The organism is Nocardiopsis sp. NPDC055551 (genome assembly GCF_053619415.1).
The window spans coordinates 11,670-35,026 of sequence record NZ_JBSHJJ010000008.1; the positions used below are offsets into that span (position 1 = coordinate 11,670).

The 23,357-nt window shown below is 68.2% G+C and carries 23 protein-coding genes; 12 read left to right on the forward strand and 11 right to left on the reverse strand.

What is annotated here, in order from left to right; genetic code table 11:
* Nucleotide 1 precedes the first annotated feature (1 nt).
* Both ACWGSK_RS15645 and ACWGSK_RS15650 read right to left on the reverse strand, forming a co-directional pair.
* Complete coding sequence (locus ACWGSK_RS15645) at nucleotides 2–1,177, reverse strand: substrate-binding domain-containing protein (protein WP_452456088.1); 1,176 nt, start codon at nucleotides 1,175–1,177, stop codon at nucleotides 2–4.
* Between the two features lie 189 nt (nucleotides 1,178–1,366).
* Nucleotides 1,367–3,118, reverse strand: coding sequence for a PASTA domain-containing protein (locus tag ACWGSK_RS15650; protein WP_452456089.1), 1,752 nt, complete (start codon nucleotides 3,116–3,118; stop codon nucleotides 1,367–1,369).
* A 116-nt stretch (nucleotides 3,119–3,234) separates the two neighbouring features.
* Here ACWGSK_RS15650 and ACWGSK_RS15655 point away from each other — a divergent pair, with 116 nt between their 5' ends.
* The 3 genes from ACWGSK_RS15655 to ACWGSK_RS15665 all read left to right on the forward strand — a co-directional run bounded on the left by ACWGSK_RS15655 (nucleotide 3,235) and on the right by ACWGSK_RS15665 (nucleotide 5,429).
* The gene (locus tag ACWGSK_RS15655; RefSeq protein WP_358508617.1) at nucleotides 3,235–4,221 is read left to right on the forward strand and encodes an ADP-ribosylglycohydrolase family protein; all 987 of its coding nucleotides are present in this window, start codon (nucleotides 3,235–3,237) and stop codon (nucleotides 4,219–4,221) included.
* A 288-nt stretch (nucleotides 4,222–4,509) separates the two neighbouring features.
* Nucleotides 4,510–5,031: a YbaK/EbsC family protein gene (locus tag ACWGSK_RS15660; protein WP_087103395.1), complete on the forward strand. Its 522-nt coding sequence runs from the start codon at nucleotides 4,510–4,512 to the stop codon at nucleotides 5,029–5,031.
* 254 nt (nucleotides 5,032–5,285) lie between these two features.
* Entirely contained in the window at nucleotides 5,286–5,429 is a 144-nt protein-coding gene (locus ACWGSK_RS15665) for a hypothetical protein (protein WP_452456090.1), read from the forward strand.
* A 124-nt stretch (nucleotides 5,430–5,553) separates the two neighbouring features.
* Here the strand turns inward: ACWGSK_RS15665 and ACWGSK_RS15670 are convergent, their stop codons facing one another.
* From ACWGSK_RS15670 to ACWGSK_RS15680, 3 genes are all read right to left on the reverse strand, one after another.
* Nucleotides 5,554–5,730, reverse strand: a complete 177-nt coding sequence (locus ACWGSK_RS15670) for a hypothetical protein (RefSeq protein ID WP_358508621.1) — start codon at nucleotides 5,728–5,730, stop codon at nucleotides 5,554–5,556.
* A 156-nt stretch (nucleotides 5,731–5,886) separates the two neighbouring features.
* Nucleotides 5,887–6,285 carry a hypothetical protein gene (locus ACWGSK_RS15675; RefSeq protein ID WP_358508623.1) on the reverse strand — a complete coding sequence of 133 codons (399 nt, stop codon included), beginning with the start codon at nucleotides 6,283–6,285 and terminating at the stop codon, nucleotides 5,887–5,889.
* 93 nt (nucleotides 6,286–6,378) lie between these two features.
* The gene (locus ACWGSK_RS15680; RefSeq protein WP_358508624.1) at nucleotides 6,379–6,798 is read right to left on the reverse strand and encodes a hypothetical protein; all 420 of its coding nucleotides are present in this window, start codon (nucleotides 6,796–6,798) and stop codon (nucleotides 6,379–6,381) included.
* 559 nt (nucleotides 6,799–7,357) lie between these two features.
* Here ACWGSK_RS15680 and ACWGSK_RS15685 point away from each other — a divergent pair.
* Together ACWGSK_RS15685 and ACWGSK_RS15690 are read left to right on the forward strand one after the other, a co-directional pair.
* On the forward strand, nucleotides 7,358–8,140 hold the full coding sequence (locus tag ACWGSK_RS15685; RefSeq protein WP_452456091.1) for a GntR family transcriptional regulator: 783 nt from the start codon (nucleotides 7,358–7,360) through the stop codon (nucleotides 8,138–8,140).
* Nucleotides 8,141–8,328: 188 nt separating this feature from the next.
* Nucleotides 8,329–8,517, forward strand: coding sequence for a DUF397 domain-containing protein (locus ACWGSK_RS15690; protein ID WP_358508628.1), 189 nt, complete (start codon nucleotides 8,329–8,331; stop codon nucleotides 8,515–8,517).
* Nucleotides 8,518–8,553: 36 nt separating this feature from the next.
* On the opposite strand, the gene ACWGSK_RS15695 is transcribed toward ACWGSK_RS15690, so the two are convergent.
* Nucleotides 8,554–9,147, reverse strand: a complete 594-nt coding sequence (locus ACWGSK_RS15695) for a class I SAM-dependent methyltransferase (RefSeq protein ID WP_358508630.1) — start codon at nucleotides 9,145–9,147, stop codon at nucleotides 8,554–8,556.
* Nucleotides 9,148–9,307: 160 nt separating this feature from the next.
* Between ACWGSK_RS15695 and paaZ the strand changes: the two genes are divergently transcribed.
* Both paaZ and ACWGSK_RS15705 read left to right on the forward strand, forming a co-directional pair.
* Complete coding sequence (gene paaZ / locus ACWGSK_RS15700; protein ID WP_358508632.1) at nucleotides 9,308–11,341, forward strand: phenylacetic acid degradation bifunctional protein PaaZ; 2,034 nt, start codon at nucleotides 9,308–9,310, stop codon at nucleotides 11,339–11,341.
* Nucleotides 11,342–11,480: 139 nt separating this feature from the next.
* Complete coding sequence (locus ACWGSK_RS15705) at nucleotides 11,481–11,957, forward strand: SRPBCC family protein (protein WP_452456092.1); 477 nt, start codon at nucleotides 11,481–11,483, stop codon at nucleotides 11,955–11,957.
* A gap of 56 nt (nucleotides 11,958–12,013) precedes the next feature.
* Here the strand turns inward: ACWGSK_RS15705 and ACWGSK_RS15710 are convergent, their stop codons facing one another.
* The 3 genes from ACWGSK_RS15710 to pdhA are packed head-to-tail and all read right to left on the reverse strand — an operon-like array spanning nucleotide 12,014 to nucleotide 15,424.
* Nucleotides 12,014–13,354 carry a dihydrolipoamide acetyltransferase family protein gene (locus tag ACWGSK_RS15710; protein ID WP_358508636.1) on the reverse strand — a complete coding sequence of 447 codons (1,341 nt, stop codon included), beginning with the start codon at nucleotides 13,352–13,354 and terminating at the stop codon, nucleotides 12,014–12,016.
* The gene (locus ACWGSK_RS15715; protein WP_358508638.1) at nucleotides 13,351–14,337 is read right to left on the reverse strand and encodes an alpha-ketoacid dehydrogenase subunit beta; all 987 of its coding nucleotides are present in this window, start codon (nucleotides 14,335–14,337) and stop codon (nucleotides 13,351–13,353) included. Before ACWGSK_RS15715 ends, ACWGSK_RS15710 begins: the two co-directional genes overlap by 4 nt.
* A gap of 1 nt (nucleotide 14,338) precedes the next feature.
* Complete coding sequence (gene pdhA, locus ACWGSK_RS15720; RefSeq protein ID WP_452456093.1) at nucleotides 14,339–15,424, reverse strand: pyruvate dehydrogenase (acetyl-transferring) E1 component subunit alpha; 1,086 nt, start codon at nucleotides 15,422–15,424, stop codon at nucleotides 14,339–14,341.
* A gap of 384 nt (nucleotides 15,425–15,808) precedes the next feature.
* Here pdhA and ACWGSK_RS15725 point away from each other — a divergent pair, with 384 nt between their 5' ends.
* Entirely contained in the window at nucleotides 15,809–16,306 is a 498-nt protein-coding gene (locus ACWGSK_RS15725) for a phosphoribosyltransferase (protein ID WP_358508641.1), read from the forward strand.
* A gap of 169 nt (nucleotides 16,307–16,475) precedes the next feature.
* Nucleotides 16,476–18,134: a catalase gene (locus tag ACWGSK_RS15730; protein WP_358508643.1), complete on the forward strand. Its 1,659-nt coding sequence runs from the start codon at nucleotides 16,476–16,478 to the stop codon at nucleotides 18,132–18,134.
* Nucleotides 18,135–18,211: 77 nt separating this feature from the next.
* Here the strand turns inward: ACWGSK_RS15730 and ACWGSK_RS15735 are convergent, their stop codons facing one another.
* The gene (locus ACWGSK_RS15735; RefSeq protein WP_358508645.1) at nucleotides 18,212–19,573 is read right to left on the reverse strand and encodes an MFS transporter; all 1,362 of its coding nucleotides are present in this window, start codon (nucleotides 19,571–19,573) and stop codon (nucleotides 18,212–18,214) included.
* Nucleotides 19,574–19,880: 307 nt separating this feature from the next.
* Here ACWGSK_RS15735 and ACWGSK_RS15740 point away from each other — a divergent pair, with 307 nt between their 5' ends.
* The 3 genes from ACWGSK_RS15740 (at nucleotide 19,881) to ACWGSK_RS15750 (ending at nucleotide 21,996) form a co-directional block, all read left to right on the forward strand.
* Nucleotides 19,881–20,105: a DegT/DnrJ/EryC1/StrS family aminotransferase gene (locus ACWGSK_RS15740; protein WP_452456200.1), complete on the forward strand. Its 225-nt coding sequence runs from the start codon at nucleotides 19,881–19,883 to the stop codon at nucleotides 20,103–20,105.
* Between the two features lie 80 nt (nucleotides 20,106–20,185).
* Entirely contained in the window at nucleotides 20,186–21,187 is a 1,002-nt protein-coding gene (locus ACWGSK_RS15745) for an ABC transporter ATP-binding protein (RefSeq protein ID WP_452456094.1), read from the forward strand.
* Nucleotides 21,184–21,996: an ABC transporter permease gene (locus ACWGSK_RS15750; protein ID WP_452456095.1), complete on the forward strand. Its 813-nt coding sequence runs from the start codon at nucleotides 21,184–21,186 to the stop codon at nucleotides 21,994–21,996. The genes ACWGSK_RS15745 and ACWGSK_RS15750 overlap by 4 nt, the downstream gene beginning before the upstream one ends.
* Here the strand turns inward: ACWGSK_RS15750 and ACWGSK_RS15755 are convergent.
* A complete protein-coding gene (locus ACWGSK_RS15755) occupies nucleotides 21,901–23,148 on the reverse strand; it encodes a sensor histidine kinase (protein WP_452456096.1) in 1,248 nt (415 codons plus the stop codon). The two genes, ACWGSK_RS15750 and ACWGSK_RS15755, sit on opposite strands and share 96 nt — an antisense overlap.
* Between the last annotated feature and the right edge of the window lie 209 nt (nucleotides 23,149–23,357).

The following is a 23,357-nucleotide window of genomic DNA, read 5'->3' on the forward strand; positions in this document are numbered from 1 at the left end:
ACTACTCCGCGATCGCGGGTTCGACGTCGGCGGCGGGGATCTCCGCGACGAGTTCGGGGTGGGCGTCGTCTCCCTCGCCGACCAGTTCGACCTGGTACATCGGCTGGATGAGGGCGTGGTCCTCGGAACGGATGTGGATTTCGCCCTTGACGCCGTCGAAGGTCCAGCCGGACAGGGCGTCGACGCGGTCGGCGGTCTCGTCGCCGGCGGTGGCGGCCTGCACGACCATCTGTGCGGCGGTGAAGCCGTCGGGGGTGAACAGGTCGACCTCGCCGCCGTCGGCCTCGATGGTCTCCTTGAGGATCTGCGCGATCTCGGTTTCGGAGGCCCCGTCGAAGTAGTGGGACAGGAAGGAGATGCGGTCGCCGGCCTCACCGAAGATCGGGTAGGAGGGTTTGATGTCGAGCCCGGTGACGACCTCGGTGGAGTCGAGGATGCCCTGCTGGTCGAGGGACTGCCACATGGCGGAGGCGGTCTCGCCCGCCCAGGCGACGAAGACCAGGTCGGGGTCGGCCTGGTTGACCTGCTCGGCGAAGGGGGTGAGGTCGGTGGTGTCCGGTGGGGCCAAGACGCTGTCGACGTTGGCGCCCTCGGCTTCGAGGACCTCGGTCGCGGCGCCGACGTTGTCCTGACCGAAGGCGTTCTGTTGGGCGAAGACGACGACGTCGGAGTCCTCGGGGTCGTCCATGAAGCTGGCGGCGGCGAGGATGTCCTGGTAGGTCTGGCGACCGGAGCGGAAGGTGTTGTCGTTGATCCCGGTGACGGCGTCGGTGGCGGCGGCCCCGGAGATGAACAGGATGTCGTTCTGTTCGGCCAGGGGGGCGACCTGCACGGCGATGCCCGACGCGGTCGAGCCGGCGATGATGCCGTGCCCCTCGCCGATCAGTTCGCGGGCCGCGGAGACGGCCTTGTCGGGTTCGCCGGCGTCGTCGAGGTAGGTGACCTCGATCTGGCGGCCCTCGATCTCCCGGGTGTCGTTGGTGGCATGGTCGAGGCCGGCCTCGAAGCCCTGCCGGTACTGCTCGCCGTAGGTGGCCAGCGGACCGGTCGACGAGTAGACGATGCCGACCTTGATCGGCCCTTCGCCGTCGGTGCCGGCGGCGTCGCCAGGACTGCCGCAGGCGGTCATGGTGAGCGTGGCCGCGATGGCTCCGGCGGCCAGAGGGGTCTTTCGCATGTTCTTCCTCCAGTCGGCACCCGCCGTTGGTCGCGGCGCGACCCACAGGGGGATGAGGGGTGCCATCCCGAAGTTAGATCCGTGGTGATCGGTTTCACATGTAGCTGAGGCATACATTCGAACGCGAATCGGTGTAGTTAGTGCCCACAGAGTCGAAGTCCCCTCCGAAGGGGGTGTGGACGCTACCGATCAGCAGGGGCCTTGGTCGGACCAGGCGCCCCACTCACCGCCGACGTTCGGTGGGATGGCCATGGTCCACCGTCGGGCCTCGTACACGCGTCCCTCGTACTGGACACGGTCACCGGAGTCATAGGTGGCTCCCGAGTCCCAGGCCTGGGCGGAGCACTCGGCGGGTGCCTCCGGTTCCTCCGTGTCCGCGCCCTCCTCGGGGTCGGAGCCGGCCGCCTCGTCCTCGGTCCCCTCCGGTTCCTCGACCTCTTCCGGGCCGGTGGAAACGGTGAGGGTGACCTCTCCGTCCTCGGGGAGGACCGTGCCGGGTTCCGGGTTCTGGGCGGCGACCCACCCCTCGGTGACGGTCTCGCTGGACGTCTCCACCACGGTGGTGGTCAGCTCCAGTGATTCGAGGGCGGCGGACGCCTCGTCCCGCGTCATGTCGGTCAGGGTGGGCACGATGACCCCTTCGCTGACGTGGAGGGTGATCCCCTCCTCGCGGTCGCCGTCCTCGCCCACCTCGGGGATGGTGGACAGGACGGTGCCGGGGTCGTGGTCGGCGGAGTGTTCCCGGACCACCTCGATCTCGTCGAAGCCGCTGTCCCGCAGGAGGTCGCGGGCCTCCGACTCGGTGCCGCCCACCACGTCGGGCACCTCCACGTACCTCGCCCCGATGGACAACGAGAGCAGGACCGTGTCGCCCTCGCCCAGTTCCGTCCCGGCTGCGGGGTCGGTCGCCGCGACCTCGCCGGGTTGGGCATCGTCGCTGTAGGTCTCGTCGTAGGAGTACGCCAACCCCAGCTCCAGGGCTTCGAGCTCCACCTCGGCCATCTCGGTGGTGTAGCCGAGGAGGTCGGGGAGTTCGGCGGTGTCGTCGGGCACCAAGGCCCAACCGGCGGCGACGAGCACCAAGGCCAGGACAGCCGCGATCGCGAGGAACGGGGCGCGGCGCCACAGGGGCACGGGGTGCTTCGCCGTGGGTTCGGCCTGGGCTTCGACCACCGGGATCGGTTCCGTGCCCGGACCCGTGTCGCCGGCCGGTCCGGGCAGGGACCGCGCGACCTGTTCGACCATGGCGAGGTACTGGCCGGCGTCGCGAGGCCGGTTCCTCGGGTTGGGCTCGGTCGCGTCGGCGACGAGTTCGTCCAGCTCCGGTGCCAGGCCGGGGACCAAGGAGGAAGGGGACGGCACGGTGTCGTCGTCGAACCGGTGCGAACCCGTCAACAGGGTGTGGAGCAGGCTGCCGACCGCGTGGACGTCGGTGCGGGGGGTGACCCCCTCGATGCCGAGCATCCGGAAGCCGGTGACCGTCACCCGGCCCTCACCGTCCAGGACCACGCTCCGGGGGCCGAGCCCACCGTGGACGACGCCTTGGTCGTGGGCCTCGTTGAGCGCGGTGAGCACGCCGGTGACGATCGTCAGGGCGGCGTGCGGCGCGTACCGCAGTCCCCGTTCTCCCCCTTCGAGCACCTGGGCGATGGTCTGGCCGGGGAGGTGTTCGGTGACCGTGTACACGAGGTCGCCGTCGACGCCCTCTTCCAGGATCCGGGCCAGACCGGGGGCGTCGACACGGGCGAGGGACCGCGCGCGGCCGAGGAAGGCCTGCATGTTCGCGGGGTCGGCGGCGACCTCGGGGGCGAGAAGGGTCACCGTGACGGGCCGGTCGGCGTCGGTGCCGGAGTACTCGGACACCGTTCCGTCTCCTCGGAGGCGGTCACCGATGAGCACACGGCCGCGCAGCGTGAGACCGGTGTGGGGGTCGGGGGTCATGAGTCGGATTGTACGGTGCCGAACCCTCACATAACGTCTTCGATCAGGCCGAATTCGGACGATCACCCGGCGCTAGTCTGGTACTTCCGACCCTTCCACCGCCCCTGTGAGGTGCCGTGATCCCCTCCGCCGTGATCGACCGTGCCGCCGGCGCCCTGCTGGGCACCGCGTGCGGGGACGCCCTGGGCGTCCCCTACGAATTCGCCCCTCGTCTGGCCGAGGATCGAACACCCGAGATGGTCGGCGGCGGGTTGGGTCCCTACGAGCCGGGCGAGTACTCCGACGACACGCAGATGGCGGTGTGCATCGCCGAGGCGCTCCGCGACCACGACGAACCCCGTTCCCCGGATGCGCTGGAGCGGACCGCTCGGAGATTCCTGACCTGGTTCGGCGAGGGCGCCTCCGACGTCGGTGTGCAGACCACCCGAGTCCTGGAGGACACCGTTCGGGCCCTCGCCGAGCACGGGGGCGGCGCCGCCGAGGCCATGACCCGTCGCTCCGAGCGGATGTTCGAGGCGGGGGAGCGGTGCGCGGGCAACGGTTCGCTGATGCGCACGGCTCCACTGGCCTTGGCCCACCTGGACGACCCTGAGGGTCTGGCGGAGAGCGCCACCCGGTACAGCCGGCTCACCCACGGCGACCCGTTGGCCGCCCAGGCCTGTGTGCTGTGGTCCGAGGCGATCCGGCACGCGATCGTGCACGGCACCTACGACGGAGTGCGCGGCGGGCTGGACCTGTTGCCGCCGTCGGCGCGCGGGGATTGGGAGGCGCGGCTGGTCGAGGCCGAGAAGGAGCCGCCGTCCTTCTTCGCACCCAACGGTTTCGTGGTGTCGGCCCTACAGGCGGCCTGGTCGGCGATCGTCCACAGTCCCGTGGACGAGTCCTCGCCCGACCGCTACGCCGCACCAGTGATGGCCGCGGTGCGGGCCGGCGACGACACCGACACCGTGGCCGCCATCGCCGGGGCGCTGGTGGGTGCCAGGTGGGGGCGTTCGGCCATCCCCGCCCCGTACCTGGAGCTGGTGCACGGGTGGCCGGGCTACCGCGCTGCCGAACTCGGTGAACTCACCGAGGCGATCCTGCGGCGGCACTCCAAGTTCTGACAACCGAATCAGAGGTATAGACCACTATTTGAGCTTGGATACGGCACCGGCGATGGGGGAGATGCTCGCGAGTGTGGGTTCCGCGAGTCAGGCCCTCCCATCAACGTTTCGTCCTCCATCTCCGAGAAGTCCAGGACGTTCTCGGCTCGGTCGGGCTCGCCCCCGCACGTCTTCAGGGGACGGTCGACTTCGGAATACGACCGCCCGATGGCCGGGTACGGCCTTTTCCACTACCGGCCGTGCGGCATCATGGTGCCGCACGGTGCGGAACGCGAGTGGGGAGCGGTCATGACGGAGCGGATCGAGTGGGTGCCCGCGCTGGACCACCCTGAACTGATGGCCGAGCCGGTACGCAAGGCGGTGACCCGGTTCGACGGGTCGGTCCGTGCCGGAGCGATCGATCCGGAGGTCGCGGACACGGCGGCCTTCTGCGAGCGCTACGGACAGACCCTGGACACCAGCGCCAACTGTGTGGTGCTGGCGGCCAAGCGGGGTGGCGAGATCGAATACGCCGCCTGCATGGTCCTGGCCACGCAGCGGGCCGACGTCAACGGGGTACTGCGCAAGCACCTGGGCGCGCGTAAGGCGTCCTTCGCCCCGATGGACGAGGCCACCGAGATGACCGGCATGGAGTACGGCGGCATCACCCCGTTCGGGCTGCCGGAGGGTTGGCCGGTCCTGGTGGACAAGGCCGTCCATGACACCCCTTGGGTGGTCGTGGGCAGTGGCCTGCGCCGGTCCAAGCTGCGGGTCCCCGGCCCGCTGCTGGCGGAGTTGCCCGGTGCCGAGGTCCTGTCCTTGACGCGGTAGTCGCCATCAGTCGATTTGTCGACAAAACCATCTGTGGTCAAGGCGCGGCCCAGGTCGATTTCGACCCGGGCCGCGCCGTTTTGTCGATACGTCGCCCTCTCCCCAGGTCGACATGGCCACACGGCGACTTCTCGATATGCCTACAGCGGGGCGGCATGCCCTCTAGGTTGTTGCGGTAGCGCACCGCGACAGAAGGGTTCTCGACAGCTATGGGAGACGGGACCGGCGAGGACGGGCAGGTCGTACTTCGTGGCGTGACCGAACCCGCTACGGACCAGGCGTGGTTTTGGAACCCGGAATGGCGATCGGGAGAGCGGGAGGCCGACTGGCAGATCGCCACCGGTCGAACCGAGGAGTCCGAGAGCGCGAAGTCGATGTTCGACGCTCTCGACCGGTGAGGTGGACAAGCACCTTGGGGGCAAAGACATTGCAGCCATACCGGACCCGGTGGCACCTGACACCTTCACGGGGCAGAGGAACAAAAAGAGGGCCCACTCAGCTGAGGGGCCCTCGATTCCGACCTCAGCTTCTGCGGGTCGGTACAACAGCCAGCGTGGAAACCACTCCGTAGATCGAGCGGGCGGTGGATACCAGGGACCGAGTACTTTCCATGAGCTCCCCCACCTTCTTCATGGCCTCGCAGAGGCCGCTTACGCTCCACTTGCCTTCATCGTCGAGGATGTCCAGCTTCACCAGCACGAAAGGAAGGACTAGAATGAACGCGCCCGCTACTACCACCGGAATCGGACCGGTGACGCCGACGAAACTTATGGGCTCTACGAGTTATCAGCGCTCGAAGGGCGATATTCATTCCCATTATACAGTGAATATTTCATAAGCTCGTCTTCACCGGGGTCAGGCACAGACCCTGAGGTAGGTGCGGATCGCTTCGGTGAGGTCGTCGAACTCGCCCTTCCCGGAGTCGGCGAGCAGGTCGCCGACAGGTGCGTGGGGGCGGGGGAGCGGGGCGAGATAGGGACGCACCAGGGCGCCGGCGATCTGGTCCGGGTCGGGATAGTCGTCCTCCCAGCGCTGGGAGACCTCTTGGGCTATTGAGACCCAGGTCGGCGGGCTCGGGAAGTCGTCCGCCCGACTCCGGTGCTCGACCTGGCCACTCGGGAGCGCGAGTCGCTTCGGTGCGTTGGGAATGAAGAGTTGGGCCAGGACCGAGGCCAAAGTGAGGGCGAACAAGGCCCACAGGTGTTCGGTCAGGCTTCGGCAACGTCGGTGGTGTCGACCGATAGGGTGCTGCACGGTCATCCTCCTGGTGCTTGCAGGTGGTTGATCGGCCCGGTCCGGTGTGTCAGCACCGGTCCGGGCACTTTGCTTTTCAGGAGTAAGCGGCTGTCAGGGCTTCGTCGGCCGGTGGCCCAGGTGTCGGTGGGCGAGCAGGCGGAGCAGTTCCATGCGAGTGGGGGCGCTGATCCGTTCGTAGGGGTCGCCATCGCCGGACCAGCCGATGGGCCGGTAGGCGATGAACTCCTCGTGGGGTGGTCCGCCCTCGACGGTCATCTGCCAGTGCGGGTACAGCAGTTCGCACAGGACCCGTTCGGGCATCGGAAGAACATTCGCCCGAACCACCTGACGCTCGGCCGGTTCGACCAGGTCGATCAACTGCGTGGCCAGCTCGATGTCGCCTTCTTCGTGGGCCGCACGGAGGGCTTCGCGAACCAGGGCGAGGCGTTGGTTCAGAGCGTGGGTGGGAGCGGAGACTCGCAGTGCTTCCTCGGTGGCGACCAGGAAGTCGGTGGTGCAGGTGTCGATCATCAGCACGCCACCACCAGCCGGTGAAGCCCGGCCAGAACCGTGCGAAGGACTTCCAAGGGAGCGGTGTCCAACGGCCGACGCGGCGAAGGCACCGAGGGACGGGGCGAGCGCGGAGGACGGATCGCGGCGTAGGCGCGCACGCGGGACGCCCGGTGAGAGCGACGGCGGCTCGTGATCTCAAGAGCACACCGGCGCACATACGCCGGTTTGGAGAGGTTCAGGTAGCGCGGCATGGCGCGGCCCCTTCGTCAGGTGCCAGATGGGAGGTCCGGCCGATCGAGTCATCAGGAAGAGCACCGCATGATCGTGACCGCCAAGCCTGCCCATGCGGTGCCACGCTCAGCTCCGGCGGTCTCGGGCACACTGGATGTGTGATCGCCAACCACTCCACCGCCCACGCATCGGCGCCGAAATCGCCGAATTTATAGGGGCTAAACTTTCGCGCGTGACGACTGTAACCCCCCTCTTCGTTAGATGCAATAGGGGGGCTAAAGTTCTGGTGGAGTACCCGAAGTGAGGATTCACCTTGGACGCAAGGACATTGCATGACATCGCAGCCATGCCGGACCCGCTGGACAGAGCCCGCGCGGCTTCCGCCGCCATGACCAGTTTGCAAGGGCAGAGCGTGGAGCTCTCACGCATTCGCCGAGGAGCCATCATCGAGGCTCAACAGGGCGGGATGAGGCAGGAGGGCATCGCCCGGCACCTGGGTGTGTCCCCGGGCCGTGTGTCTCAAATGAAGAAGGCGGGCGGCGAGGAGCCCGCGCACAAAGCTCCGACCGGTCCGTTGGAACCTCAGCCCCGAGTTCTCGTCCAGCGCGCTCTGCCGACGCCGCCGAGCACACGCGGCTCCAAGTCGCTCTACCTGACCGAAGCCGAACAGCAGGGGCTCACTCCCGAGCGCAAGATGCTGTTCGTGGGCCAGGAGCCGGCGAACGAACATGTCGCCCAAGGCATGCAGGTAGAACCGGGAGATCCGATCATCGCCCGCCGCAAGATGTTCTGGGCCAACAGCGTTCCGGTCAGGATCTCGACGTCGTACTTCCGAGTGGACGTCGGCGAGAACACACGTCTCGATGGGGAGGGCTTCGTCCTCCCAACGCTCCAGGCTGCCATCGAGGACCTCGGGCACCGATTCGGCCATGCGGTGGAGACCCTGACCGCACGCCCCGCCACCCCTTACGAGGCCGATCTTCTGGAGATCCCCGGCGAGTGGGTCGTGCAGGTGCTCAGGGTCAGCTACTCCACCGACGACACTCCGATCCACGCCCTTGAAACGATCTGCGCGGCTTCCCGCCACACCTTCCCCATCGGCCAAGCTGTCGACAGCGATCAGTTCTGAGCACACAAGAATCGGCCCCGGCAGGCTACCGGGGCCGTTTTCTGTCCTGATGACTTTCCCGCACGCACTGTACCCGGGGATAGGGCGGCTGTGTAGACGATCCTGACCCCACTGAGCCGTTCCACATCAAGGATTTCAGGGCATTTCCAGGTGCAAGCGCAGCCGATCCGAAGGAGGTGGGCACACCGATGCCCACAGGAAACCCGTCGTATCTTCACTTCCGGAAGTCCAGCTACAGCCAACCCACCGGCAACTGTGTGGAGGTCGCCGACCTTCCTGGTGGGACCGCTGTTCGGGACACACAGAACAGGAAGAACGGTCACCTCGACTTCTCCACTGCGGAGTGGGTCGCGCTGATGTCCAGTGTGCGCCTGTAGTAGACGAGCGTTCAGGGATCAGGGCACGTTGAATCCTCAGCGGATGGGGCGACGGAAGCGGTACCACCGGGGGTTGGTCCGGTTCATGGGCCAGCCCAGGCCTTCGGTCGACGCGTCTTCCACGTCGACCAACTCCCATTCGGGGAATCCCGCCTCGACCTCCGCTCGCGACACCCCTTCGACCATTCGTCGATAGATCGACGGGCCGAAGGCGAGCATCAGCAGGGTGGCGCCCGGGTTGGCCAGGGCCGTGACCCCTCGCCCTTCGGCGGCGCGTTGACTCTCGTCGAGGCCCTGAAAGCAACCGATGTCGAGGAACAGGTCGAAGGTGCCGAGGTCGGGGGAGAGGTCGGTCGCGTCTCCGACGAGGTAGGTGACCTCGGCGGGGCCCTTCCGGCGAGCGGCTTCGATGGCGGCGGGAACGAGATCGACGGCGGTGGTCTCCCAACCACGTCCGACGAGTTCGGGGGTGAACTGCCCACGTCCGCAACCGATGTCCAGCGCGCGACCGGGGCTGTCTCGTTCCCGGGACTCGCGTTCGAGCCAGGAACGAAGTTGCGCCCCCGCGGCGGGACCGTAGCGCTCCCAGGGGGTGAAACCAAGACGGTACATCCGCGCGTAGTCGGTCATGGGTCCACGGTAAGTCGGCTTTCGAAGACGGCGAAAGTGCCCCGCGCCTTCCGCGGAAAGCACTGGTGGCACACGCTTGCGCAGGCACGGCCCTATTTACTGACCGATCGGTCTGTAATACTGTTCCAGCAGACCCGCCATCCGAGGAGAGGACCGTCAGGTGTCCGAAGTACTGGAGAGCTACGCCCAGGGGTCGTGGTTCACCCCCACGGACGAGGGCTCGCCCTTGGCCGACGCGAACACCGGCGAGACCGTCGCCCGCATCTCGAAGAACGGTCCCGACGTCGCCGGAATGGTCGAGTACGCGCGCACCGTGGGCGGCCCGGCCCTGCGAGAACTCACCTTCCACCAGCGGGCCAACATCCTCAAGGAACTCGCCAAGCACCTCATGGGGTACAAGGACGAGTTCTACGCGCTCTCCCACCGCACCGGCGCGACCGCCCGCGACACCATGGTCGACGTCGACGGTGGCTTCGGCACCCTCTTCAGCTTCTCCAGCAAGGGCCGCCGCGAACTCCCCAACGCGAAGGTCATCCTGGACGGCCCACTCGAACAGTTGAGCAAGGGCGGCACCTTCGTCGCCCAACACGTCTACACCTCCCGCCCGGGCGTGGCCGTGCAGATCAACGCCTTCAACTTCCCCGTCTGGGGCATGCTGGAGAAGCTCGCCCCCGCCTTCATCGCGGGCCTGCCCAGCATCGTCAAGCCCGCCGGTCAGACCTCCTACCTGACGGTGGCCGTGGTCAAGCGGATGGTGGAGTCCGGCCTGCTGCCCGAGGGTTCGCTCCAACTCCTGGTGGGCAGCCACCGAGGCCTGCTCGACGACCTGGGCCCGCAGGACATCGTCGGGTTCACCGGCTCGGCGTCCACCGGCACGATCCTGCGCAACCACCCGAACGTGGTCAGCGGCGGGGTCCAACTGAACGTGGAGGCCGACTCCCTCAACTGCTCGATCCTGGGTCCCGACGTCAAGCCCGAGGACCCCGAGTTCGACCTGTACGTCAAGCAGGTCGTCACCGAGATGACCGTCAAGGCGGGCCAGAAGTGCACCGCCATCCGACGCGTCATCGTCCCGACGTCGATGGCCGAAGCGGTCACCGAGGCCCTCATCGGCAGGCTCTCCAAGGTGAGGGTCGGCGCGGCCGACAACCCCGACGTGCGCATGGGCGCCCTGGTCTCACAAGACCAGCGCGAGGAGGTCCGCAAGGCGGTCAAGGCACTGCGCACCTCCAGCGAACTGGTGTTCGGTGACCCGGAGCGGGTCGAGGTGACCGGAGCCGACGACGAGTCCGGCGCGTTCATGTCGCCGATCCTGCTGCGGGCCGAGCCCGGCGCGAGGGAACCCCACGACGTGGAGGCCTTCGGTCCGGTCAGCACGATCATCACCTACGACACCGTGGGCGAGGCCGTGGAACTGGCCGCACGCGGCCAGGGCAGCCTGGTCGGTTCGCTGGTCACCAACGACGAGGACGTGGCCCGCGAGGTCGTCCTGGGCACGGCCCCCTGGCACGGCCGCATCCTGGTGCTCAACCGCGACGACGCCAAGGAGTCCACCGGCCACGGTTCCCCGCTGCCCGTCCTGGTGCACGGCGGCCCCGGTCGCGCCGGTGGCGGCGAGGAGCTGGGCGGTGTGCGCGGCGTCAAGCACCACATGCAGCGCACCGCGATCCAGGGCTCCCCGGACATGCTCACCGCGATCACCGGCCACTGGACCACGGGCTCGCGCCGGGACATCGGCGACGTGCACCCGTTCCGCAAGGACCTCACCGAGCTGCGGATCGGCGACACCATCGCGTCGGCCGAGCGCACCGTGACCCGCGCGGACATCGACCACTTCGCGGAGTTCACCGGGGACACCTTCTACGCGCACACCGACGAGGAGGCCGCCGCCGCCAACCCGCTGTTCGGCGGGATCGTGGCGCACGGCTACCTCGTGGTGTCGCTGGCCGCCGGTCTGTTCGTCGACCCGGCCCCGGGCCCGGTGCTCGCCAACTTCGGCGTCGACAACCTGCGTTTCCTCACCCCGGTGAAGGAGGACGCGGTCATCAAGGTGACCCTGACCGCCAAGCAGATCACCCCGCGCACCAACGCCGACTACGGCGAGGTGCGTTGGGACGCGGTCGTCACCGACCAGAACGACGAGGCGGTCGCCACCTACGACGTCCTCACCCTGGTCGCCAAGGGCGACGAGTAGCCGAACGGACAAGTAGCCGAATCGCCATGTAGCCGAGTCGACAGAGCGACAGAGCGACACACGCAGACGCCGCTGGTCCGAGCACACGCTCGGACCAGGGGCGCTGTCATGCTGGGGATCTCGACGAAGGGGGAGCGACGTGCGTGAACGTGACCGACGAGTCCCGCCCCGGCGCACCACCACGCTGCGGGTGACCGAGGACTTCCACGCCCCGGTGGAGCGGGTGTTCGCGCTGATCATCAGCGAGGCCGGGTTCCTGGACGCCATGCCTCCCGGGGTGGAGGTCCTGGAGTGGCCCGAACCGTTCGAGGCCGATGCCGTCATGGATCTGCGCTGGGGCACGGCCGGGCTCTACCCGGTGCGCTGGAACGCCGTGATCGACGCCTTCGAGGCGGGGCGTTCGTTCAGCGACCTCCAGGTACACGGCCCCTTCCGATACTGGCGGCACACCCACCGGGTCGAGCCGTTCGGATCGAGCACCCGGCACACCGACGTGGTCGAGTTCTCCACCGGTCTGGGCCCGCTGGGCGACCTGGCCCTGGCCACCGCGCTCCGTGGCGCGTTCGGCCCACGCCTGCGCCGGATGCGCGCCACCCTCGAAGACCATCGGGCATGAGAAGCGCCCCGTCGGGTGCCGACTCCCTCCGGGGCGCTTCCGTTCGGCGTCACCACTTATAGGCGGGCGATGGCCTTGGCCGGGGCCTCCATGGCGTCGGCGACCACGCGCATGAAGCCCGCCGCCGCACCGCCGTCGCAGACGCGGTGGTCGAAGGCGAAGGACAGCTGCGTGATCTTGCGGACCGTCAGCTCCCCGTCGACGACCCACGGACGGTCGATGACGCGGCCGAGTCCGAGGATCGCCACCTGGGGATGGTTGATGATCGCGGCGCTGCCGTCGACCCGCAGTGACCCATAGTTGTTCAGGGTGAACGTGCCACCGGTGAGTTCGGCCGGGGTGGCCTTGCCCTCGCGGGCCCTCCGGGAGAGCTCCTTGATCTCGGTGTCCAGTTCGGCGGTGGTGAGCCGGTGCGCGCCCATGACGGCCGGGGCTACCAGGCCGCGGTCGGTCTGGACGGCCAGGCCCAGGTTGACCCCGTCGTACTGGACGAGTTCCTCGCGCTCGGTGTCCACCAGGCCGTTGAGCTCCGGGTGGGCTCGCAGACCGGCCAGGGCGAAGCGGGCGACGTAGGCGAGCAGGCCGGGACCTTCCGGATCGGACCGGCGTAGGCGCACCAGTTCGGTGGCGTCCACGTCCACCCACACGGTCGCCTCGGGGATCTCCTGACGACTGCGGGAGAGCGAGGCGGCGACGGACCGGCGGAACGCGCCCATCGGGGCTCGCCGGGACTCGGCCAGGCCGGTGCGGGTGTCGACGGCGCCCGGGGCCACCGGGGCCGGGGTGGGCGGGGGAGCGGGGGAGTGGACCGCGATCGGGGCGGACGGGGCCGGAGCGGTGGTGGAGGCACCGGCCGCCTCGATCGCGGAGCTTACGTCCCGTCGGGTGATGAGCCCGCCGGGTCCGCTTCCCTGGATGTCGGTCACGCGCAGCCCGGCTTCCCGGGCCATCTGGCGGACCAGGGGAGAGGTCACCAGGGGGACCCGACGGGTCGGGTTCGCGGGCTGGGATCCACGCGCCGGCGGACGGTCGCGGGGCCTGCGGCGCCGTCCCGTGGCCTGCGCTTCGGGGGTGCCGTAACCGATGAGGACGTTGCCCGAACCCGAGCCGGCGCGTTCCTCCTCGCGGTAGCGCTCACCCGCGGAGTCGGCGGCCGTGCCGGAGTCCACGGTGATGAGCGGCTTGCCGACCGCCATCACCTCGCCCTCCTGTCCGTGCAGGACGGTGACCGTCCCGGCGTAGGGGGAGGGGACCTCGACGATCGACTTGGCGGTCTCGACCTCGGCGATCGGTTGGTCGAGGGTGACGGTGTCGCCGACGGCGACCAGCCACCGGACCACTTCGGCCTCGGTCAGGCCCTCCCCGAGGTCGGGGAGGTCGAAGTTCTGGGCGGTCACTGGTCCTCCCACTGCAGGTCGTCGACGGCGTCGAGGATGCGGTCCACGCCGGGCAGTTGGTACCGCTCCAGCTTGGGCGGGGGGAAGGGGATGTCGAAGCCGGTGACGCGGCGGATCGGGGCGGCCAGGGAGTGGAAGCAGCGTTCGGTGACCCGGGCGACGATCTCGGAGGCCACGCTGGCGTAGCCGCTCGCCTCGGCGATCACGACGGCGCGACCGGTGGAGCGCACGGCGGCGCACACGGTCTCGTCGTCGAAGGGGACGGGGGAGCGCACGTCCACGACCTGGAGGCTGCGCCCTTCCTGCGCGGCGGCCTCGGCGGCCTCCAGCGCGGTGGGCACGGACGGCCCGTAGGCGATGAGCGTGGCGTCGGTGCCCTCTCGGCGGACGACGGCCTTGCCCAGGGCGGGCACGGGTCGGTCGAAGTCCACCTCCTCCTTGGCCCAGTAGAGCTTCTTGGGCTCCATGAACACGACGGGGTCGGGGGAGGCGATGGCCTCGCGCAGCAGGTGGTAGGCGTCCTCGGGGGTGGCCGGGGTGACGACCTTCAGGCCGGGGGTGTGCGCGTAGTAGGCCTCGGAGGAATCGCAGTGGTGCTCGACGCCGCCGATGCCGCCGGCGAAGGGCACGCGGATGACGATGGGCAGACCGACCCGGCCGCGGGTGCGGTTGCGGGTCTTGGCCACGTGGCTGGCGATCTGTTCGAAGGCCGGGTAGGCGAACGCGTCGAACTGCATCTCGACGACCGGGCGCATGCCGTTCATCGCCATGCCCACGGCCATGCCGACGATGCCGGACTCGGCCAGCGGGGTGTCGAAGCAGCGGTCCTCACCGAACTCGGCGGTCAGTCCGTCGGTGATGCGGAAGACGCCGCCGAGCGGTCCGACGTCCTCACCGAACACGTACACGGAGGGGTCCTCGGTGAGGGAGTCGCGCAGCGCCCGGTTGAGCGCCTGCGCCATGGAGAGCTTCTCGGTCGCCATGTCAGTTGCCCTCTCTGCTCAGTTCGTCGGCCAGGAAGGCGGCCTGCTCGTTCAGCTGTGGGGTGGGGTCGGCGAACACGTGCGCGAACAGTTCGGCGGGATCGGGGTCGGTGTTCTTCGCGACGCCCTCGCGCATGTGGGCGGCGACGGCCTCCGCCGCTTCGGCGATCTCGGCCCGCTTGGTCTTGGTGAGCACCCGCTTGCGCTTGAGGTACTTCTCCATGCGCGTCAACGGGTCGCGCTCCACCCACGGGTCGACCTCGCCGCCGTCGCGGTAGCGGGTGTCGTCGTCGGCGTTGGTGTGCGCCTGCATCCGGTAGGTGTGCGCCTCGACCAACCGCGGGCCCCCATCGGAACGGGCCGATGCGACGGCGCGCTCCAGGACGGCGAGGACCGCGGCGGCGTCGTTGCCGTCCACTCGCTCGCCGGGAACGCCGTAGCCGATGCCCTTGTGGGCGAGTGAGGGGGCGGCGGTCTGTCGGTCCAGGGGCACGGAGATGGCGTACTCGTTGTTCTGTACGAAGAACACGACCGGGGCCTTGAACACGGCGGCGAAGTTCAACGCCTCGTGGAAGTCGCCCTCGCTGGTGGCGCCGTCACCGCACAGCGCCATGACGACGGTGTCCTCACCGCGAAGGCGCGCGGCGTGGGCGACGCCGACGGCGTGCAGGAGCTGGGTGGCCAGCGGGGTGGCCTGGGGTGCGACGTTGTGCGCGTAGGGGTCGTAGCCGGCGTGCCAGTCGCCCTTGAGGAGGGTGAGGACCTCGACGGCGTCGACTCCGCGCGCGATGACGGCGGCGGTGTCGCGGTAGGTGGGGAAGAGCCAATCTCCGTCGGCCAGGGCGAGCGCGGCACCGGTCTGGCATGCCTCCTGCCCGTGGGAGGAGGGGTAGACGGCGAGGCGGCCCTGTCGGACGAGGGCACCGGCCTGGTCGTTGACCCTGCGGCCGATCACCAGGGAGGTGTACGCCTCCAGGAGGCGCTGGTTGTCGGGCATCGCGAGCCCGGAGCCGTCGACCGGGGTTCCGGTCTCGTCGAGCAGCTGTAGCGGCCGCTCGGAGGGGAGTAGGCCCTGGTGTTCAGCCATGCTGCAACCTCCTGGTGCGCGGAAGATCTGTATGCGGACATGGTGCTGTTTCCGGCCATCTGTTCGCCACAAACCGGACAGAATCAAGAAAATGTCATGAGGGAAGGACCAATAAGTGACAAAAGGTCTGAATATGTGACCCAGGACACCGCCGCTCGTGGACATGTGGCCCACGACTCAGGGGCGAGTGACCCTCACCCCACGTGTCGACCCATCGATTCGTCCCCACCTCGACTCGTCGCCGAACCGACACCCGGTGGGCTCACCGCGCCGCCATTCGGGTACCCGGGCGTCGTTAGCATGTACCGGTGCGGCGGACGGCCTGACCTGCGAGACGCCGCCGCGAACCGGACAACGCCAGGGCTACCAGGGGGAAACCAGACCGTGAGCGACGAGCGCGAGAACCTGACCTACGAGCTCTTCGGCACCGCCATTCGCGAGATGGCCCAGACGATCGCCGACGACGGGTACGAGCCCGACATCATCCTGTCCATCGCACGCGGCGGCCTGTTCGTCGCCGGTGGTCTGGGCTACGCCATGGACGTCAAGAACCTGCACGTGATGAACGTGGAGTTCTACACCGGCGTCGGCACCACCCTCGACATGCCCGTCATGTTGCCCCCGGTCCCCAACGTGGTGGACCTGAGCAACAAGAAGGTCCTGGTGGCCGACGACGTCGCCGACACCGGCAAGACCCTCAAGCTCGTGCACGACTTCTGCTCCGCGCACGTCGCCGAGGTACGTAGCGCGGTCATCTACGAGAAGCCGCAGTCGCTGATCAAGTGCGAGTACGTGTGGAAGCACACCGACCGCTGGATCAACTTCCCCTGGTCCGTGCTGCCTCCGGTGGTCGAGCGCCCCGACCAGGTTCGCGACGCCTGACCCCACGAATCGGCGTCGGAAGCGTCCAGCCCCGGTGTTTCACGTGAAACGCGGGGCGCTCCTCCCCGTCGACCTTTCCTTCGGCAATTATTCGGTCACCTGGGCATCACTCAGCGCAACCACGGGCAGGGGAGTGAGGGGAACACGACCGACACGGGGGACCGCCGACATGACCGACGTATCCAGCCAGGGGCCCGAAGCAGGCGACGAGCGCGAAGTGCTCACCAATCGCCAGGGCCACCCGGTCTACGACAACCAGAACCAGCGCACGGTGGGCGAACGGGGGCCCGCCACCCTGGAGAACTACCAGTTCCTGGAGAAGATCAGCCACTTCGACCGCGAGCGCATCCCGGAACGCGTCGTGCACGCGCGAGGGGCGACCGCGTTCGGCTACTTCGAGTCCTACGGCAAGTGGGGCGACGAACCGATCGAGCGCTTCACCCGGGCCAGGCTCTTCCAGGGCGCGGGTCGGCACACCGAAGTGGCCCTGCGCTTCTCCACGGTGATCGGCGGACGCGACTCCTCCGAGTGCGCGCGGGACCCTCGGGGTTTCGCCATCAAGTTCTACACCGAGGACGGGAACTGGGACCTGGTCGGCAACAACCTCGCGGTCTTCTTCATCCGGGACGCCATCAAGTTCCCGGACGTGATCCACGCGCTGAAACCGGACCCGGTGACCTTCCGCCAGGAGCCGAACCGGATCTTCGACTTCATGTCCCAGACACCCGAGTGCATGCACATGATCGTCAACCTGTTCAGTCCCCGTGGCATCCCCTCGGACTACCGGCACCAGCAGGGGTTCGGCGTCAACACCTACAAGTGGGTGAACGAGACGGGCGACACCGTCCTGGTCAAGTACACGTGGATGCCCAAGCAGGGTGTGCGCAGCATGACCGAGGCCGACGCCGCCAACGTCCAGGCGGACGAGACCGGGCACGCGACCAAGGACCTGCACGAGGCCATCGACCGCGGTGACCACCCCGAGTGGGAACTGCTCGTGCAGATGATGAGCGACGACGAGCATCCCGAACTCGACTTCGACCCCTTGGACGACACCAAGACCTGGCCCGAGCAGGACTTCCCGCCCAAGCCGGTGGGTCGCATCGTGCTCGACCGCAACGTCTCGGACAACTTCGCCGAGAACGAGCAGATCTCCTTCGGTACCGGCGTCCTCGTCGACGGCCTGGACTTCTCCGACGACAAGATGCTGGTCGGCCGCACCTTCTCCTACAGCGACACCCAGCGGTACCGCGTGGGCCCCAACTACCTGCAGTTGCCGGTCAACCAGGCCAAGCACACCGAAGTGCGCACCAACCAGCGCGACGGGCTGATGGCCTACGGGCAGGACCAGGGCGGCGAGAACCCGCACGTCAACTACGAACCCTCCATCACCGGCGGGCTCCGGGAGGGGCGGTTCCCCACCCATGACGAGCAGGGGCCGCAGATCCGGGGGCGCCTGACCCGTAAGCGCATCGGTCGCGCCAACGACTATCAGCAGGCGGGGCAGCGCTTCAGGCTGATGGAGCAGTGGGAGCGCGACGACCTGGTGCACAACTTCACGGACCTGCTCTCCCAGTGCGTGCGCCCCATCCAGGAGCGAATGGTGTGGCACTTCCTCCTGGTGGAGGACGAACTGGGACTCCGGGTCGGCGAAGGGCTGGGGATCGCGCCCGGTGACGTGGCCGGCATGGAGCCCCTGCGCGGCCAAGACCTCACCGACGAGGACCGGGAGCGGCTGGCGAACCTGGGAGCGAACGGCCCCAGGGACGTGTCCGGGTTGACCATGACCCACTGCGTCCCCAACGAACGCCACGTGGTCGAGCGCTGAGGCGCCGTCCACCGAACGACGGCGCGGCCCCGGTTCGCCGTCGAACCGGGGCCGCGTCCCGTGTGAGGGGGCTACGTCTACTTGGCCCCGGCGACCTCCTCGACGTGCAGGTCGACGCCCTGGATGTCCTTCCTCACCAGGGAGACCGCCACGAAGGAGATCACGGACAGGACCACGATGTAGACGCCGATGGTCCAGGAGGCACCGAAGTTGGTCAGCAGCAGTTCAGCGATCATCGCGGCGAAGGCGCCGCCCAGGATGGCACCGAGCGCGTAGCCGATGGAGACACCCGAGTAGCGCACCTCCGCGGGGAACATCTCGGCGTACAGCGCGGACTGGGGGCCATAGCTCAGCCCGAAGGTCAGTGTGAAGACGAAGACGCCGAGGAAGTACATGTAGATGTTCCCGGTGTCGACCATGAACCACATCGGGATTGCCCAGGCGGCGAGTAGGACGTAGCCGATCTGGAAGGTGCGCACCCGGCCGATCCTGTCGCAGATCCAACCCCCGTACAGGGTGGAGATCAGCCAGCCGAAGGACGCCAGGGTGGTCGCGAGCAGGACCGGACCGCGTTCCATGCCCAGACCGAACTCCTCGACCGGACGCGAGGCGTAGGTCGCGAGGAAGGCGATGACCAGGTAGCCGGCGGCGTTGTTGGCGACGAAGATCAGCGCGGACAGGACGACCTCGCGGGTGTTCTCACGGAACAACCGACCCAGCGGGGCGGAGGACTTGGCCCGGCGCTCCTGCATGAGCTCGAAGACCGGGGACTCCTCGACCGTCTTGCGGATGAGGTGACCGATGATGATCAGCACGAAGGACAGCAGGAACGGGATGCGCCAGCCCCATTCGAGGAAGGCGTCGGCGCCGATGATCGCGGTGATCAGCCAGACCACGAAGGTCGCCAGGATCATGCCGCACGGCACGCCGATCTGCGGGTAGGCGCCGAAGTAGCCGCGCTTGTTCACCGGTGCGTGTTCCACCGACATCAGGGCGGCACCGCCCCACTCTCCACCGGCGGAGAAGCCCTGGAGCACGCGCATGAGGATCAGCATGATGGGCGCGGCCATGCCGATCTGGGCGTAGGTCGGCAGCAGGCCGATGGCGCAGGTGGCCAACCCCATCAGGATGAGGGTGGCGACCAGGATCTTCTTGCGCCCGAAGCGGTCGCCGAGGTGCCCGGCGACGATCGCGCCGAGCGGTCGGAAGAGGAACGAGATGCCGATGGTGGCGAAGGACAGCACCTGAGCGACGGCGGGGCTGCTCTCGGACAGGGGCGCCAGGAAGAGCGGGGCGAGTACGAGGCCCGCCGCCTGGGCGTAGATGAAGAAGTCGTACCACTCGATGGTGGTGCCGACCATCGTCCCCGCGAGGACCTTTCGCCTCTCCTTCTGGTCGAGTGGCCGGGGGCCGGGGGTCGCGGCGTCGGAAGTCGCCATCAATGCTCCGTATTTCTCAGCCGGCCGTGGCCGGATTCGCTGGCGGGGCCGCGACGCACACTCCGCTCCGGCCGCGACGGGTGTCACGACACGGAGGTATTTGGACGGTATGCGCCTGAGCCCTAGGACACCATGGCATGTGAGTCAGAGCACTTTCTACACCAGGGTCCAAATATTCGCAGCTGGGACCCTATGACCTGACCGAACGGTCGGTGGGGAACCATGGTTGTTCAGGCACTTCGAACACCACGCGACCACGCGGTCACGGTGAAGGGTCGACAAATCCGCACGGCGACAAGTCCACATTCTGAGACGCCGTGGGCGCCCGCCGCGGGGTACGGACGACGGTGCGCTACCCCGCCCGGTCCACCTGACGTCGGGCTCCGCGCACCTGGGGTACGTGCCGGGTTCCCTCCCCGTGACGGAGGCCGTGGCCGAGGAGGTCCTCTCGCTGCCCCTGTACCCCTCCCTCAAGGACTCCGATCAGGAGCAGATCATCACCGCTGCGCACGAATCGCTTGACGCAGTGTGACATCCTCCCGTGGCTGTCATCCGGTTTCCGTGACAGCGCGGTACTTACCCGTGTGAGAGCCGCGCTGTGACAGTGAAGGCATGTCCACACCACCGCTCACCGAACTCGCAGTCGAAGTCGACGGGCTCTGTTACTCCTACGGTTCGTTCCAGGCCGTCAAGGACGTCTCCCTGCGCGCCGGTCGAGGTGAGGTGTTCGCCCTGTTGGGTACCAACGGCGCAGGGAAGACCACCTCGCTGGAACTGATCCAGGGCTACCGGAGGCCGGACGAGGGCCACATCCGCGTCCTCGGCCTGGATCCCTTCCGCGACCGCCGCGACCTGCGTCGACGAACCGGCTTCATGCTCCAGGAGGCCGGTTTCCTCACGGAGATGACCGTCCGCGAGATGACACACCTCTGGAGCTCCATCTCGGGTCGTGTCGACGACGTGGACTCGGTCCTGGAGCGCGTCGAACTCTCCCACCGTGCCGGGGTCCGTCTGGACAAGCTGTCCGGCGGCGAGAAGCGACGCCTGGACATCGCACTGGCGGTGTGGGGCTCCCCCGAGCTGGTGGTGCTCGACGAGCCCACCACCGGGCTGGACCCCGAGTCCCGTCGGCGCCTCTGGTCCATGGTCGACGAGCTGCGGTCGAACGGCTCCACCATCATCCTGACCACGCACTACCTCGAAGAGGCCGAGTCCCTGGCCGACAGCCTGGCCATCATGCACCAGGGACGTGTCGCCGTCGCCGGGACCAAGCGCGAGGTCCTCGCCTCGTACCCGGCCACCATCACCGCCCGCCTGCCCGACGCGGAGGCGGACCGGCTGCCCGCCCTGTCCGCCGTCCCGACCATGGAGCGGTACACCGACGGTTCGGAAGCCTCGCTGCGGATCGAGACCTCGACACTCCAGACGGACCTGACCCTCCTCCTGAACTGGGCGGAGCGCGAACGGGTCACCCTGACCGACCTGCACGCCCAAGCCGCCACCTTGGAGAACCTCTTCCACGCGATCCGGGTGGGAGACGAACGGCTCTCCTCGGACGAGCCGCCGAGCACCGACACCGAGCACCGCGTCAAGGAGGACGTGACCACGCCATGACGACGAACGAAACGCGCCCGGCCGCCCCGGACCGGACCATGATCCGCTCACGCGGGCGGTTCGCCCTCATGACGGCCTTCACCCTCACCGAACTACGACTGCTGACGCGTCGCAAGGGCGTGCTCGCGGTCGCCCTGCTCCTGCCGATGATGTTGGTCGGTCTCTCCTACCTGGGGCAGCGGCCAGAGGGCTCGGAGCAGTGGGGCGCCACACTCGGCGTGTACTTCATGTACGCGCTGATGATGACGCCGTACATGAGCACGGCGACGCAGCTCTCGTCACGTCGGGACACCCTGGTCTACAAGCGACTGCGAACCACGGAGCTGGACGGCGCGGAGCTGATCGCCGCCAACCTGCTCGCGGTCGCGGCGCTCGGCCTCACCCAGATGCTCCTGATGCTGGGCGTGTTCCTGGTGACCGGCGTCCCGGCACCCGAGAACCTGCCGTTGGTGCTGGTCGGGGTCGTCCTGGGTCTGATCCTCGCACCGATCCTGGGCACCTTCATCGTGTCCATCACCGGCAACCACGAGCGCGTCATGTTCACGATGATGCCGCTACTCATCCTGGCCGTCATCGGCGCCCAACTGCTCGACCACCCGATCGAGATCGTCTCCTGGCTCTCGATCCTCGTCCCCCTCGTCCCCGCGGCGGACCTGATCGCCAAGGGCTGGGGCGGCTCGGGAGCCGGACTCCAGACCCTCCCCCTGCCGGTGTCACCGGTGGTCGCCGACATCGTCCTCCTCGTAGAGTGGACGGCGCTCGCGATCTTCGTGACGACGCGTACCTGGCGGTGGGAGCCCCGTTCCTGACCCCCGGGCCACGAGGGTGAACGTGCCGTCATGCTCCTCGACGATCAGTTCGCCCCCGTGTTCGGCGACACGTCGACGCATGCCGACGATGCCGCTGCCCTCGTCGGCTTCGGAGGAGGTGTTCGCCGGCGGCACCCCGTCGTTGCGCACCGTGAGTTCCAGGTGATCACCCTCGCGCGACCAGCGGATGAGGCAGGTCGTCGGGGTCGCGTGCCGCAGCATGTTGGTGACCGACTCGCGGATCACGCTTCCGAAGACCGCGCTCGATCGCTCGTCCACGTCGTCGAAGTCGCCCTCGATCTCGCAGCGCACGGAGGCCGATCGCAGCAGCCGTTCGGCGGCGCGCACCTCCTCGGGCAGGTGGGTGGCCCGACGGTTGCGCACCAGTTCCCGTACGTCGTGTACGGCACCACGCGCGACCGACTGGATCTCCTCCATCTCGGTGCGGGCACGCTCCGGTTTCGCCTCGACGAGCCGTGCCGCGAGTTCGCCCTTGAACGCCACTACCTCCAGGGCCCGGCCCAGGATGTCGTGCAGGTCCTCGGACAGACGCAGCCGCTCCTCGGCGACCGCGAGCCGCAACGTCGCACGCTCCGCGCTTACGGTTCGCTGCCACAGCATGGGACCGGTCGCCTCCCAGTACCCGATGAACATGACGACGAAGAAGGAGAGCAGGGCCTGTTGGCCGCTGCCCGCTCCGGCCCCCTGCGCCTTCACCAGGTACACACAGGTCGCCGCCGCCAACCCGACGGAGAGCGCGTAGTAGGGACCGAGTCGGTTCCGGTACAGCGTGATCACGTCGGCGATCGCGGTTCCCGGCAGCAGCAGCCACATCCAGGGGACGGCGACCCACTCCGTCGCGAACCAGGTGGCCACCAGCGAGACCAGCACCAGCGTCCACGTGATGACCGCCCGGTAGGGCGGCGAGGGCCGCCAGGGCAGGACGTCGAACGTCAGGATGCGCACCAGGAAGAACAGACCGACCAGCGCCACCAGGAACAGGGCCCGGAGCAGCCCGGGAAAGACCGCGATCAGGGTGACCACCGGGACGACCACCACGAACATCATCGTGAGGTAGTGGCTCCTGCGCACGTGACGGAGGACCACACCGTCCGGGGTGATGGCCTCGTCGAGCCGTCGGCGATCGCTCATGGGGCCCGCTCCCTGAAGGGTGACGTCGGCGTGCGGACCGATCGTACAAACGATTCCCGGGCAAGGAAGGCGTCGACGGTATGAAGGGCATCCTCCTCATCTGCGCACCCGACTCGTTCACCCCGCTCCAGGCGCTCCTGGGGACAACGTGTTCCACGGGCCCGGCTTCCACGACCAGGACGTGGTGGACATCGCCCGGGACCCCACCG